This window comes from Blautia hydrogenotrophica DSM 10507, from assembly GCF_034356035.1.
GTDB classification, from domain to species: Bacteria; Bacillota; Clostridia; order Lachnospirales; family Lachnospiraceae; genus Blautia_A; species Blautia_A hydrogenotrophica.
In genome coordinates this window covers 1,978,731-1,993,022 of record NZ_CP136423.1, presented here as the reverse complement: position 1 = coordinate 1,993,022, position 14,292 = coordinate 1,978,731, and the positions used below count along the sequence as shown (strand labels likewise).

The window sequence follows — 14,292 nt, the reverse complement described above, 5'->3', positions numbered from 1 at the left end:
GATGAAAGAGGGGCCTTGCCTACCAAGGGTAGGTTCTGCCATATACACAAAATGAAACATTTTATTTAGGAGGTATCGTTCAATGAACAGCCAGGGTGCAATGGGAGTTGGCGGAATGATTATCTGGATTGTCATTTTATTTGTAATTATGTATTTCCTGATGATTCGTCCCCAGAAGAAAGAACAAAAGCGTGTGAATGCCATGCTTTCCAGTATGGAAGTTGGTGACAGCGTTGTCACCACAAGCGGATTCTATGGAGTTATTATTGATCTGACAGAGGAAGATGTGATCGTAGAATTTGGTAACAACCGTAACTGCAGAATTCCAATGCGTAAAGCAGCAATTGCTGAGGTTGAGAAGGCAAGCACTTCGGTATCGGAATAGAAATTTCCCGAACCGTTGTAAATTTCCAAATACTGCCAAACCGGGGGAGAGCCGGGAGAGGCAAGTGTTTGGGGAGTTTACAACGGTTTTTGTGTATCAAGATCAGGATAAATAATTAACGAGAACGAAACTGCCGGATGGCAGGAAAGCGGTAGCGCCAGCCGGGCCCTATTTTTTGAGGGAAGTGGTTGAAAATATTAGTGATGTAGAGTATCATATTAAAATATACTTAAATTTATTACCAGAAGGGAAGGATGGAAAACCATGGAATATAGACTGGGATTGATTTACGGCGATGGAATTGGGCCGGAAATTGTTCGGGAAGCGAAGAAAATTCTGGACAAAGTTTGTGAAAAATATCACCATACATTTCACTATGAGGAGCTTTTACTAGGAGGGGCATCCATCGATGTGTGCGGTGTACCTCTGACTGAGGAGACCATCGAGAGAGCGAAAGCCGCCGATGCAGTCTTGATGGGTTCCATCGGAGGTGATGCAGCTACTTCACCCTGGTATAAGCTGGAACCGTCGAAGCGGCCGGAGGCCGGCCTGCTGGGTATCCGCAAAGCTCTGAACCTGTTTGCAAATCTACGGCCAGCGTATCTGTATCAAGAGCTTAGAGCAGCTTGCCCTCTTCGTAGCGATATTATTGGAGACGGATTTGACATGATGATTATGAGGGAGCTGACAGGGGGCCTATATTTCGGAGAGAGAAAGACGGTAGAAGAGAATGGAATCCGCAGAGCGATTGACACCTTGACTTACGATGAGAATGAGATTCGCAGAATTGCAAGACGTGGTTTTGATATTGCCAGAAAACGCCGCAAGAAGGTTACGAGTGTGGACAAGGCAAATGTATTGGATTCTTCCAGACTTTGGAGAAGCGTGGTAGAAGATGTGGCAGCAGAGTACCCAGATGTGACTTTGGAGCATATGCTGGTAGATAACTGTGCGATGCAGCTTGTGATGAATCCTGGTCAGTTCGATGTGATTTTGACAGAGAATATGTTTGGGGACATTTTGTCGGACGAGGCGAGTATGGTAACAGGCTCCATTGGAATGTTGTCGTCGGCAAGCCTCAATGAGACAAAATTTGGTCTGTATGAGCCGAGCCACGGTTCTGCGCCGGACATTGCAGGACAGGATAAAGCCAATCCAATCGCGACGATTTTGTCGGCTGCTATGATGCTGAGGTATTCTCTGGATTTAGACGAGGAGGCTAAGGCTGTGGAAGATGCGGTTAAAAAAGTGTTGTCCGAAGGATACCGAACCGGTGATATTATGTCAGAAGGCTGTACTTTGGTGGGAACTCGTCAAATGGGAGATCTGATTTGTAGCAGAATTTAATGGGCAAAGACGCAGATAAACACGGGGGAATTCCCTGAAATACGATAGAAGAACAGGAGAGAAATTTATGAGAAGTGATGCAGTGACAAAGGGAGCGCAGCAGGCTCCCCATCGGTCTTTATTTCACGCTCTGGGTATGACTCAGGAGGAGATGGACCGTCCATTGGTGGGAATTGTAAGTTCCTATAATGAAATTGTGCCGGGGCACATGAATCTGGACAAAATTGTGAGTGCGGTGAAACAAGGTGTAGCTATGGCAGGGGGGACACCGATTGTATTTCCGGCGATTGCAGTCTGTGATGGAATCGCTATGGGACATATCGGGATGAAGTATTCCCTTGTGACTCGTGATTTGATCGCCGATTCCACTGAGGCGATGGCGATGGCTCATCAATTTGATGCCTTGGTTATGGTACCAAACTGTGACAAAAACGTGCCGGGGCTTTTGATGGCTGCAGCGAGACTGAATATTCCAACGGTCTTTGTGAGCGGAGGACCGATGCTTGCAGGCCATGTAGGAGGACATAAGACTAGTCTGTCCAGCATGTTTGAGGCAGTAGGTTCCTACGCTGCAGGTACGATTTCGGAGGATGAACTGAGGGAATACGAGCAGAAGACTTGCCCGACTTGCGGTTCTTGTTCGGGTATGTACACTGCCAACAGTATGAATTGTCTGACAGAAGTTTTAGGAATGGGATTAAAGGGAAATGGCACGATACCGGCAGTATATTCTGAGCGCATCGCGCTTGCGAAACACGCAGGAATGCAGGTTATGGAAATGTATAGAAGAAATATTCGCCCAAGAGACATTATGACAAAGGAGGCGATCTTAAACGCTCTGACTGTGGATATGGCTCTGGGATGTTCCACGAACAGTATGCTGCATCTACCTGCGATTGCCCACGAAGTGGGAATGGATTTTGATGTGAGCTTTGCCAATGAGATCAGCGAGAAGACACCGAACTTATGTCATCTAGCTCCGGCAGGGCCTACCTACATTGAAGAGCTGAATGAGGCAGGTGGTGTCTATGCGGTCATGAATGAGCTGAATAAAAAAGGATTGCTGTACACGGAGTGCATGACAGTGAGCGGCAAAACTGTGGGAGAGAATATTGAAGGCTGTGTCAACAAAAACCCTGAAGTGATCCGTCCCATTGAAAATCCATACAGCGAGACAGGAGGCCTGGCTGTGTTGAGAGGAAATCTGGCTCCTGATGGTGGTGTCGTGAAACGCTCCGCGGTCTGTGAGCAGATGATGGTCCATGAGGGACCGGCCAGAGTCTTTGATTGTGAAGAAGATGCGATTACCGCAATCAAGAGTGGGAAAATTGTTGCTGGAGATGTAGTGGTAATTCGCTATGAAGGGCCAAAGGGTGGTCCGGGAATGAGAGAAATGTTAAATCCGACCTCCGCAATCGCGGGTATGGGACTGGGTTCCAGTGTTGCTTTGATTACGGATGGACGTTTTAGCGGGGCTTCTAGAGGTGCTTCTATCGGTCATGTCTCACCGGAGGCAGCAGTAGGAGGACCAATTGCATTGGTGAAAGAAGGTGATAGGATACAGATTGACATTCCGAATCTGTCCATGAATCTGAAAGTGTCAGAGGAAGAATTGGAAGCCAGAAGAGCCAAATGGCAGCCCAGAGAACCTAAGGTGACTACCGGTTATCTGGCACGCTATGCGTCTATGGTGACCAGCGGTAACAGAGGGGCAATCCTGGAAGTGCCAAAGAGATAAAGAAAGTGATAGGGGGAAAGTACATGCAGTTAAACGGTTCAGATATCATCATTGAATGTCTGCTGGAACAGGGGGTAGATACCGTATTTGGGTATCCGGGCGGAGCAATTTTGAATTTATATGACGCTCTGTATAAATACAGAGATAAGATTCATCATGTTCTGACTTCTCATGAGCAGGGAGCAGCCCATGCAGCAGACGGCTATGCCAGAGCAACCGGAAAGGTAGGGGTCTGTATGGCCACTTCAGGCCCGGGGGCGACAAACCTGGTGACGGGGATCGCTACGGCTCACATGGATTCGATACCTATGGTGGCTATTACAGCCAATGTGGGGAAACCGCTTTTGGGAAGAGACTCTTTCCAGGAGGTGGATATTGCAGGAATCACGATGCCGATTACCAAGTACAGTTTCATTGTCAAGGATATTGACATGTTGGCAGACACGATACGAAAAGCATTTTACATCGCCAAAAGCGGCAGGCCTGGACCTGTGCTCGTAGATGTGACCAAGGATGTCACTTCTTTCACCACGGAATATGAACCACGGCGACCAGCGACTATCAGCCGTGTGACAGAGAACATTCATATGATGGATCTAGAAGTCGCAGCAAAGATGATTGCGGAGGCTGAGCGGCCTTTTATCTTTGTGGGGGGTGGCGCGAACATTTCTGGCGCTTCGGCGGAAGTGACAAAACTGGCTCACCGTATTCAGGCGCCTGTCTGTGATAGTCTGATGGGAAAAGGAGTCTTCAGCGGTGAGGATGAGCTTTACACGGGTATGTTAGGAATGCATGGGACAAAAGCATCGAATCTGGGAGTTTCAGAGTGTGATCTTTTGATTACTCTAGGAGCCAGATTTAGTGATCGTGTGACTGGCAATACCAAAAACTTTGCTAAGAATGCGAAAATTCTTCAAGTCGATGTAGATGCTGTGGAGATCAATAAAAATGTAGTTGTGGATGCCAGTATAGAAGGTGATGTGAGAGAAGTCTTGAGGCGTCTCTTGGAAATGGTGGAGCCTAAAAAACATCCAGAATGGCTGAAAAGAATTCAGGATTACAAAGAGAGATATCCGCTGAAGGTTCAAGAAGACAAACTGTCAGGTCCCTACGTAATCAGCAAGCTCTATGAGTTGACAAAAGGAGACGCTTTGATTGTCACAGACGTGGGACAGCACCAGATGTGGGCAGCACAGTTTTACAAGTATAAAAATTCGAGAAGCCTTCTGACATCGGGAGGATTGGGAACGATGGGGTATGGTTTGGGTGCTGCCATTGGAGCTACCTATGGAAGACCAGATAAAACGGTGGTGAATATCGCCGGAGACGGGTGCTTCCGTATGAATATGAATGAATTGGCGACGGCAGTCAGAAGTGGCCATCACTTGGTAGAGATTGTGCTGAACAATCATGTGCTGGGAATGGTCCGTCAATGGCAGACGCTATTTTATGATGAGCGCTATTCTCAGACGATTGTCAAAGATCAGGTGGATTTTGTCAAACTAGCCGAGGCGATGGGGTGTGAAGGCATTCGGGTATCAAAACCGGAAGAAGTGGAACCAGCGTTAAAGAGAGCTCTTGCGAGTGAAGGAGTTGTAGTGGTGGAATGCGTGATTGATGAAGATCAAAAAGTATTTCCAATGGTTCCAGCGGGAGCGAATTTAGAAGATGTATTTGATGAGGAGGATATTCAAAAATGAAACGAGTGTATAACTTTTCTGCGGGACCGGCAGTGCTGCCGGAAGAAGTACTGGAAGAGGCAGCCGAGGAAATGCTGGACTACCGCGGAACCGGGATGTCAGTGATGGAGATGAGCCATCGTTCCGCGGCTTTTCAACAGATTATAGATGAGGCTGAGGCAGATCTGAGGGACCTTCTTCAGATTCCAGATAATTATAAGGTACTCTTTTTGCAGGGCGGGGCGTCTCAGCAATTTGCGATGATTCCCATGAATCTGATGAAGAATCGGGTAGCTGACTATATTGTGACTGGTCAGTGGGCGAAAAAAGCTTGGCAGGAAGCGCAGAAATACGGCAAAGCCAACAAAATCGCGTCCTCTGAGGACAAAACCTTCAGTTATATACCGGATTGTTCCGATCTGCCGATCAGTGAAGACGCAGATTATGTATACATTTGTGAAAATAATACCATCTATGGGACGAAGTATAAGACGTTGCCAAACACGAAGGGAAAACTTCTGGTGGCAGATGTCTCCTCCTGTTTCTTATCAGAGCCGATGGATGTGGAGAAGTACGGTATCATCTACGGAGGCGTTCAAAAAAATATTGGACCGGCCGGTATGGTGATTTCCATTGTGCGTGAAGATCTAATCACAGACGATGTGCTAGAGGGAACTCCTACGATGCTGAAATTTAAGACACATGCTGATGCAGGTTCTATGTACAATACACCGAACTGTTATTGCATCTATATCTGCGGCAAGGTCTTTAAATGGCTGAAAAAGATGGGTGGTCTTCAGGCAATGAAAGAGCGCAATGAGGAAAAAGCCAGGATCCTCTATGACTATCTAGATCAGAGTAAATTGTTTAGAGGAACGGTAGAGCCAGCCTCCCGTTCTTTGATGAACGTGCCCTTTGTCACAGGAGACAAGGAGATGGACGCAAAATTTGTCAAGGAAGCGAAAGAGGCAGGCCTGGAGAATTTAAAGGGACACCGCAGTGTGGGCGGTATGCGCGCCAGCATCTACAATGCTATGCCAGTAGAGGGTGTGCAGGCTTTGGTCGCATTTATGAAAAAATTTGAGGAGGAGAATTGCTAAAATGTTCCGGTATACTTGCTTAAATCCAATCTCTCAAAAAGGGCTGGAATTGTTTTCAGATCAATATACAGAAGTAAAGGAGCTGGCCGCTGCAGACGCGGTACTGGTTCGAAGTGCGAAAATGACCGAGTTAGAGATTCCAGATTCTGTACTCGCCATCGGCCGTGCAGGAGCCGGGGTCAACAATATTCCGGTAGCGGATTGTGCAGAGAAGGGAATCGTAGTGTTTAACACCCCTGGAGCCAATGCCAACGGTGTGAAAGAGTTGGTTCTGGCAGGAATGCTTCTGGCGTCCCGTGATATTGTAGGCGGTGTGGAGTGGATTAAAGATAACCAGGAAGACCCCAACATCGGAAAACTGGCTGAAAAGCAGAAAAAACAGTTTGCAGGCTGTGAGATTAGCGGTAAAAAGTTGGGAATTATCGGTTTGGGTGCGATTGGCTCCATGGTGGCAAATGCTGCGGATGCTCTAGGAATGGAGGTCTACGGATACGACCCGTATCTCTCTATTGATGCGGCCTGGAATCTTTCTAGAAACGTGCATCACAGCAAAAATGTAGAAGAGATTTATGAGCAGTGTGACTATATCACAATTCATGTGCCTTTGCTGGACAGTACGAAACAGATGCTGAATGAGGAGGCGATCTCCAAAATGAAGGAGCACGTGGTGATTCTGAATTTCGCGCGCGATCTTTTGGCAGATGAGGAGGCCATTGTCAAAGCTTTGCAGAGTGGCAAGATTAAGAGGTATGTGACAGACTTTGCAAATCCTGTGGTTGCGGGCAAAAAAGGAGTGTTGGTGATTCCGCACTTGGGAGCTTCCACAGCGGAGGCGGAGGAGAACTGCGCGATTATGGCTGTAAAAGAACTGAGAGATTTTTTGGAAAATGGAAATATTCGTAATTCTGTGAATTTCCCCAACTGTGATATGGGAGTCTGCAAGGGTAGAAGCCGGGTGGCGATCACCCACAGGAATATCCCTAACATGATTAGCCAGTTCAGTAAAATATTGGGTGATGAAGGTATGAATATTGCGGATATGACCAACAAAAGCCGGGGAGAATATGCCTATACATTGATGGACATGGAGGCAGAAATTCCAGGAGAGGCTATCGAGGCTTTGGAATCTGTGGAAGGCGTCTCTAGAGTCCGTGTGGTGAGATAACGATAAGTGGGGAATGCCTGTGAAATTGCACAAAGTATTAGAAGAGGCGGCTAGGAAGACGAAGCGGATAGAAAAGAAGCTAGAGCGAATGAAAAAATTTCCCCAAAATGCTCCGAAAGTGGCAGTGAAAAAACTGCCAGGTGGTTTTCGGGCGCTGTATGTGGGAAAGAAACGTCTGGGCTGTCTGTACAGGAATCGAAAACGTGTAGTTCCGTGTGCTAAAAGTGTGTTTTATATGGTTTCAAAACTAAGAAGCAGAGTGTGAAGCGAACAAGAGGGGAAATGTTTTCTTTGGATACACCGAAGAAAGCGTTTCCCCGTTGTCATTTCTTTGAAAAAGGCTTTTCGAACTGCTGCATTAATGATAAAATAAAAGAAATATCAAACAGTTTTGCACCTGAGAGTATCAGAACAAAATGCAGCAGGAGGAATGCAAAGTGAAGAATCAAGCTTATGAGTATATGAATTGGCCTAGAATAGAAGGGATTTTGTATGGTGAGGAAAGTTCTCCGAGAGATGTTATGCAGCCGAGAACAGTTCCAGGGGGAGTGCTTGTCCAGGGATATTTTCCGGGGGCAGCGAAGGTCACAGTGCGGAATTTAAAAAGCGGTCAGAAATTTCCGATGAGTCTTGAGGAGGAAGCAGGGTATTTTGCGGCTATTCTTCCATATAAGAGAATTCCGTCCTATGAGTTCCTTGTAGAAAATGAGAAAGGGCAGACAGAGCGCAGAAGAGACTTATACAGTTTTCCGTCACTGATTACGGAGGAGGATGAGAAGAAATTCTGTGCGGGAATCTATTATGAAGTCTACAAAAAACTAGGGGCTCATCACTGTATGCACAAAGGAGTTGAGGGGACCTCGTTTGCGGTTTGGGCTCCCAACGCTTTACATGTGAGTGTAGTGGGAGATTTTAATCAATGGGACGGTAGAGGGACCTTGATGCACCGCTGTCCAATGTCTGGGATTTATGAGCTATTTATACCGGATGTAAAGCCGGGGGCACTCTATAAATACGAGATCAAAGTTAAGGGCGGAAACACGATTTTAAAGGCTGATCCCTATGGACAGCAGAGCGAAATGCCTCCAGCTACTGCGTCTGTGGTGCCGAAAGTTTCTGATTTTCAGTGGGAAGATCAGAAGTGGATGGAGAAGAGAAAAAAGTACGTGAAGAAAAATGTTCCCATATCTATCTATGAGGTGAACCCATTTCAGTGGATGACCTCAGAAGGCGAGAAGCCGGACAGCTATCAGAGCCTGGGAAGAAAACTGGCTGAGTATGTCTCCGAGATGGGATATACCCATGTGGAATTGACACCGGTGATGGAGTATTTGGACGAGAAAAGTTCTGGATATGTGACTTTTGCCTACTATTCTCCCAGCCGCCGGCTGGGAGAGGCTGAAGATTTCAAAGAGATGGTTTCTATTTTGCACCAGGCAGGTGTGGGTGTGATTCTGGATTGGACACCTGCACAGTTCTCCAATGCGGGGGCAGGGTTGGCCTTGTTTGACGGGACTTGTCTATATGAGCCGGAGTGGGCTGAGAGAAAATTTCACCCAGTCTGGGGGACATACCTCTATAAGTATGGCAGTCCGATGGTGAAAAATTTTCTCATTGCGAATGCCTGGTACTGGCTGGAACAGTTCCACGTAGACGGACTGCGCATGGACGATGTGGATGTGATGCTTTATCTAGATTACGGCAGACGGGACGGCGAATGGTTGCCCAATATGTATGGGACTAATGAGAATCTTGACGCGATGGAGTTTTTGAAACACTTAAATTCTATTGTCAAGAAAAAGATGCCAGAGGTTCTTTTGATTGCGCAGGAGGATGGCCTGTGGCCAGACTTGACAGACAGTGTCGAGAATGACCATCTTGGCTTTGATTACAAGTGGAGCGGCGGGTGGACGAAAGACTTTTTGAACTATCTCTCCAGGGACAGTGCTGTTCGCGGAAAATACCATGATGAGCTGACCTTGAGTATGCTCTATGCTTACTGCGAGGAGTATGTACTGACACTGGCTAGCCGGGACGTGGGAAATTACGAGAGATTTTTAAAGAGAATTCCAGGTACGGACAAAGAAAAAGAGGCGACTGTACGTGTTGCTTACGGCTATCTGATGACACATCCAGGGAAGAAAATGCAGGCGATGGACGCATCGGCTCCAGCGTATATGCAGGAGTATGTAAAGACACTGAATCAGCTTTACAGATCTCAGCCGGCACTGTATCAGAAGGACGATGAGACGGAAGGGTTCGAGTGGATTCAGCTGATGAAAGCAAAGGAGCATATCATTACATTCCTGAGAAAGACTGGGAAACCAGAAGAGACTTTGCTGGTGATCTGTAATTTTTCTACTGCGGCTTATGACAACTATTCCGTAGGTGTGCCGTATGCAGGCAAATACAAAGAGGTTCTAAACAGTGACCATGAAAAATTCGGCGGTTCCGGTGTCACGAATCCTCGGATAAAGATGTCCAAGAAAGTGGAATGTGACGAGAGGAATGCATCTATCACAGTAAAAGTCCCGCCGCTTGGAATTTCTGTCTATGCGTTTAGCCGGGAAGTGAAAAAGGTTACAGGAAATCAAGGGGCAAAGCGTTCTCAGAAAAAGACAACCCGGGCAGGAAAGAAGAACTTAAAAGATGAGCTGGCTGAGAAAATTCGGAAAGAGAGTGAATAAATCTCATGGATAAAATATCAATTTGGATAGAGAACCAGCTTCCTTCGCTCGCTTCTTTTGGAATTAAAGTGCTGCTTTCCATATTGGCATTTTATATCGGGACGAGGCTGATTAAGTGGCTCTTGAACTTTCTGCGCCGTTCTCTGGGACGCACGGGAATCGACACGGGGGTTGTACAGTTTATCTGTTCTCTGGCCAGAATTTTGCTGTACTGTCTGTTGATTTTCAGCATTGCGACACAGTTCGGAGTGACAGAAGGGTCAGTGGCTGCTCTGCTAGGGTCGGCTGGCTTGACTATCGGACTTGGACTTCAAGGTGGGCTTTCAAATTTGGCAGGCGGTGTGCTGATCTTGATTTTCAAACCTTTTTTAGTGGGGGATTATATCATTGACAATAGTACGGGCTGCGAGGGCACTGTGACCAAGATAGAAATCTGTTATACGACCCTTGCCTCCGTGGACAATAAAAATATTGTGATTCCCAATGGCTCACTGTCCAACAGCAGCATCACAAACGTGACGGCCAGGGATCAGAGGCGACTGGAACTGAAAATTGGAATCTCCTATGAATCGGATTTTTGCCGGGCAAAGGAGATCCTGAATCAGCTGCTGGAGGAGGAACCTGGAATTCTGTCAGAACACGAGACCGTGGTCTTTGTGGATGAGCTGGCGAATATGGCAGTCGTTGTTGGATTTCGGGCTTGGGTGAATACAGATGACTACTGGCCGGTGCGCTGGAGGATGAACGAGAGTATCAAATTGGCCTTTGACGCGGCGGGAATTGTCATAGCCTATCCGCAGATGGAGATCCATCTGCGGGATGAGAAAGAGAAGAAAAAAGGCTGCTGTGAATGGAGCGAACAGTAGCCGAGGGGTGTACTCCGGAAAAACAGAAAAATAATTAAAAAATAACTTGATTTTTTTGGAAAATCTAGTACAATATCTTTTGGACGGAGTACAAGCTGGAATAGCTCAGTCGGTAGAGCACTTCACTCGTAATGAAGGGGTCGAGGGTTCAAGTCCCTTTTCCAGCTTTGCAGCCAACAGAGATATTTTTTGGTCAGGGCGTGTTGCCCTGTGGGGCTGACCGGGGGCATTAGCGCAGTTGGGAGCGCGCAACATTCGCATTGTTGAGGCCGTGGGTTCGAATCCCATATGCTCCATTTTTAAATCCGAATCTTTGCCAGTAGGTGACAGATTCGGATTTGTGATGTTTTGTTAATTGTAAGCTGGAATAGCTCAGTCGGTAGAGCACTTCACTCGTAATGAAGGGGTCGAGGGTTCAAGTCCCTTTTCCAGCTTTATTCTGTCATAGGAGAAAAGCTCTAGTGGCTGTTTTCTAGACTTGTGTGATAGGTCGGAATCACTTGTGAATCGAGACAAGGATTCCGGCTTTTTGTATTTTAGGGTTTTATTTTTTTTGTTTGCGGTTAGCTATTTACAAGGTATTGTAAGAAAGGAGCAGGTATGATAGAATGGATGCAATATGTCGCAGAGGAGAAAATATGGATAAAATTGAGAGAAAGATAGAGGCTATCATCGATGCCCACGCAAAGGAGCTCATTGAGTTCGCGGAGGATATTTATCGGCATCCAGAAGAGGGATTTTATGAGGAGAGAACTGCAGCTAAAGTTGCAGATTTTTTGCGTGGCTTAAATCTGAAGGTACATACCGGTTTGGCTCGTACCGGTGTACGTGCGGACTGGATGGAGCAGGATGGACCGAATGTCACTATTATTGGGGAACTGGACGCGATCGGGTGCAGGGAGCATCCGATGGCGGATTCTGTCACGGGAGTGGCACACGCATGCGGACACCACGCACAGTTGGCGGCTATGATAGGCGCTGCATTGGCTTTGGCCGATGAGGAAGTGAGAGCTTCCCTGTCTGGGTCCGTATCTTTTTTTGCGGTTCCGGCGGAAGAGTATATCGATGCTAGGAAGAGAGAAAAATTAGCCCGGGAAGAGAATATCGGATTTCCAGGAACAGGAAAAAGCGAGTTGATTCGAGTCGGTGCTTTTGACCACACTGACATCGCTTTGACGACTCATGTACATATGGTTCCGGTGGAAGAGGATTTGTATCTGGGAAATCCTTCCTGTAATGGATTTTCCTCTGAGCTGGTGATAATCCGGGGAAAGGCAGCCCATGCGGCGATCTCTCCTTGGGAAGGAGTAAACGCGGTAAATATCGCGGCCAGTGCTATGAATATGATCGGACTGATGAGGGAGACTTTTCGGGATGACGAGCATGTTCGAGTTCACAGCCTAGTTCGGGAAGGCGGAGAAGTGCTCAACAGCGTGCCGGATAAAGTCGTGATGGAGGAGAAAGTCAGGGCCAAGACGCTAAAAGGCATTGAGGACGCGAAAGAGAAGATCGACCGGGCTTTTGACGCAGCAGCTATGGCTTTTGGAGGCAAAATCATCCGGAAGAATCTTCAAGGATATATGCCGGTCAGAGTCCGTAAAGCGGATTCTGCACTGGTGGAGGCAGCGAGAGATCTAGGGGCTACTTATCGGGAAGTAGAGCTTACGGATCACAACAATGCCAGCACAGATGTGGGAGATTTGACTCATCTGATGCCTGTGCTGAATTTCACATTCCGTGGGTTTGAAGGGAGCCTTCACGGGGCGGATTTTCGCATCACAGATACGGATACCGCCTATATTTTGCCGGCGAAAATGCTGGCTTTGACTACCTATAAGTTACTGAGAAAAAATGCTGCCCAGGCTAGGGAAATTCTCAGGGAATTCGAACCAGTCTTTGACCGGGAAGCCTATGTAAGATATATTCATAGCAGAACGGAATAGAAATACAATAGAGAAAGTGATGATGGAAAGATGTTGACGACAGCGATTAACCATGGGGTGATGGTCGACGTTCTCACTAAGACCAGACACCAAAGGAACATCGGCATTCAGGAAGGAAAAATTGTACAAATTTCAGACAGGCCTTTGGAGGCCGAATCGGTCATTGATGCAAATGGGCTTACAGTCTCGCCAGGCTTCATTGATGTCCACAGCCATGTAGACGGGGACAACTATGCGGGTATTCTCTCTGTGTGTCAGGGGATTACGACGACAGTTGGAGGTAATTGTGGCTGTTCCCCTGTGGATTTAAATGCATTTTTCCGAGAACAGGAAGAAATAGGCTTTCCCATTCACCAGGCTATGTTGATCGGTCATCAGACGTCACTTCGAGAGAGGGCAGGTGCGGTAGACAGGTATCGGCCGGCCACGAAAGAGCAAGTGGAAAAAATGGGGATTTTAGCAGAAAAAGCGTTGCAGGATGGAGCCTGCGGTGTCTCTTTCGGCCTGGACTATGTTCCAGGAAGTAGTCTGGACGAAGTGATGGAACTGGCCAGAATCTGTGAGAGATATGGAAGGATTTGCCCGGTTCACACCAGGCTTTTGACTGACAAAGATATGTATTCTTTGTATGAGCTGTTTCAGGTGGCGAGAGAGACGAAAGTGGACATTTTAATTTCACACTTTGTCTATCAATATTGTAACGGTCTGGTACAGGAAGGTCTTAGAATGGTAGAGAAAGCTAGAAGAGAAGGGCTGCGAATTCAGATGGACAGCGGAATGTATACGAACTGGACGACTTATTTTGACACGGCGACTTTTGATTTGGCTAATATTCAAAACAATCACTGGCATTGGGAGCAGATGGTTGTGGCCACTGGAAAATACAAAGGACAGATCATGAGCGAAGAACTATACCACCATATGAAGAAGGAGTACCCAAAAGAAGCGATCATCTTTTTTGAGGGGGAAGAACAGGAGGTCTATGACTGTCTGGTGAAGCCCTATGTGATGCCCTCCACAGACATCGGAGCCTATGCTAAGGGTGAAGGACATCCGCAGATCGCCGGGACTTTTCCCAAGTATTTGAAAGAGATGGTCCGGGAGAGAAAACTACTGTCACTAGAAAAGGCAGTGTATAAGGCCACCTGGATGCCGGCCCAAGTTTTTGGATTCGCGCAGAAAGGGGAAATTTCCGTGGGAAAAGATGCGGATTTGACACTGTTTGACGCTGAGAAAATCTGCGACAAGGCGGATTATCCCCATCGAGGCGCCCCGGACGCGAGACCGGAGGGAATTCCTTATGTGTTCGTGGACGGAGTGTTGACGGTGAAGAATGGGGAGTATACCGGGGCATGTAGTGGAAAAATAATTAAAAAATAGGA

General features: G+C 47.1%; 11 protein-coding genes and 3 tRNA genes. All 14 read left to right on the top strand.

All coding sequences use genetic code 11. From position 1 onward, the window contains the following. The first annotated feature begins 82 nt into the window (after positions 1–82). Positions 83–385 (top strand): preprotein translocase subunit YajC, encoded by a 303-nt coding sequence (yajC, locus tag BLHYD_RS09355; protein ID WP_005946169.1) that lies wholly within the window; start codon positions 83–85, stop codon positions 383–385. Positions 386–649: 264 nt separating this feature from the next. Further along, on the top strand, positions 650–1,732 hold the full coding sequence (gene leuB / locus BLHYD_RS09350) for a 3-isopropylmalate dehydrogenase (RefSeq protein WP_005946166.1): 1,083 nt from the start codon (positions 650–652) through the stop codon (positions 1,730–1,732). Positions 1,733–1,799: 67 nt separating this feature from the next. Then, positions 1,800–3,470 carry a dihydroxy-acid dehydratase gene (ilvD, locus tag BLHYD_RS09345; RefSeq protein ID WP_005946164.1) on the top strand — a complete coding sequence of 557 codons (1,671 nt, stop codon included), beginning with the start codon at positions 1,800–1,802 and terminating at the stop codon, positions 3,468–3,470. Positions 3,471–3,493: 23 nt separating this feature from the next. Beyond that, the gene (gene ilvB, locus BLHYD_RS09340; protein ID WP_005946162.1) at positions 3,494–5,170 is read left to right on the top strand and encodes a biosynthetic-type acetolactate synthase large subunit; all 1,677 of its coding nucleotides are present in this window, start codon (positions 3,494–3,496) and stop codon (positions 5,168–5,170) included. Beyond that, on the top strand, positions 5,167–6,249 hold the full coding sequence (serC, locus tag BLHYD_RS09335; RefSeq protein WP_005946160.1) for a 3-phosphoserine/phosphohydroxythreonine transaminase: 1,083 nt from the start codon (positions 5,167–5,169) through the stop codon (positions 6,247–6,249). The genes ilvB and serC overlap by 4 nt, the downstream gene beginning before the upstream one ends. 1 nt (position 6,250) lies before the next feature. Next, a complete protein-coding gene (locus BLHYD_RS09330) occupies positions 6,251–7,414 on the top strand; it encodes a phosphoglycerate dehydrogenase (protein WP_005946159.1) in 1,164 nt (387 codons plus the stop codon). A 19-nt stretch (positions 7,415–7,433) separates the two neighbouring features. Beyond that, on the top strand, positions 7,434–7,679 hold the full coding sequence (locus BLHYD_RS09325) for a hypothetical protein (RefSeq protein ID WP_021844706.1): 246 nt from the start codon (positions 7,434–7,436) through the stop codon (positions 7,677–7,679). 172 nt (positions 7,680–7,851) lie between these two features. Then, positions 7,852–10,101, top strand: coding sequence for a 1,4-alpha-glucan branching enzyme (gene glgB / locus BLHYD_RS09320; protein ID WP_021844707.1), 2,250 nt, complete (start codon positions 7,852–7,854; stop codon positions 10,099–10,101). Between the two features lie 5 nt (positions 10,102–10,106). Then, the gene (locus BLHYD_RS09315) at positions 10,107–10,967 is read left to right on the top strand and encodes a mechanosensitive ion channel family protein (protein WP_005946155.1); all 861 of its coding nucleotides are present in this window, start codon (positions 10,107–10,109) and stop codon (positions 10,965–10,967) included. A gap of 94 nt (positions 10,968–11,061) precedes the next feature. Beyond that, positions 11,062–11,134 (top strand) — tRNA-Thr (locus BLHYD_RS09310). Positions 11,135–11,190: 56 nt separating this feature from the next. Continuing rightward, positions 11,191–11,263, top strand: a tRNA-Ala gene (locus BLHYD_RS09305). Positions 11,264–11,328: 65 nt separating this feature from the next. Beyond that, positions 11,329–11,401 (top strand) — tRNA-Thr (locus BLHYD_RS09300). 204 nt (positions 11,402–11,605) lie between these two features. Then, complete coding sequence (locus BLHYD_RS09295) at positions 11,606–12,910, top strand: amidohydrolase (RefSeq protein ID WP_021844708.1); 1,305 nt, start codon at positions 11,606–11,608, stop codon at positions 12,908–12,910. A 30-nt stretch (positions 12,911–12,940) separates the two neighbouring features. Then, complete coding sequence (locus BLHYD_RS09290) at positions 12,941–14,290, top strand: amidohydrolase family protein (protein WP_005946153.1); 1,350 nt, start codon at positions 12,941–12,943, stop codon at positions 14,288–14,290. The last annotated feature ends 2 nt before the right edge of the window (positions 14,291–14,292 follow it).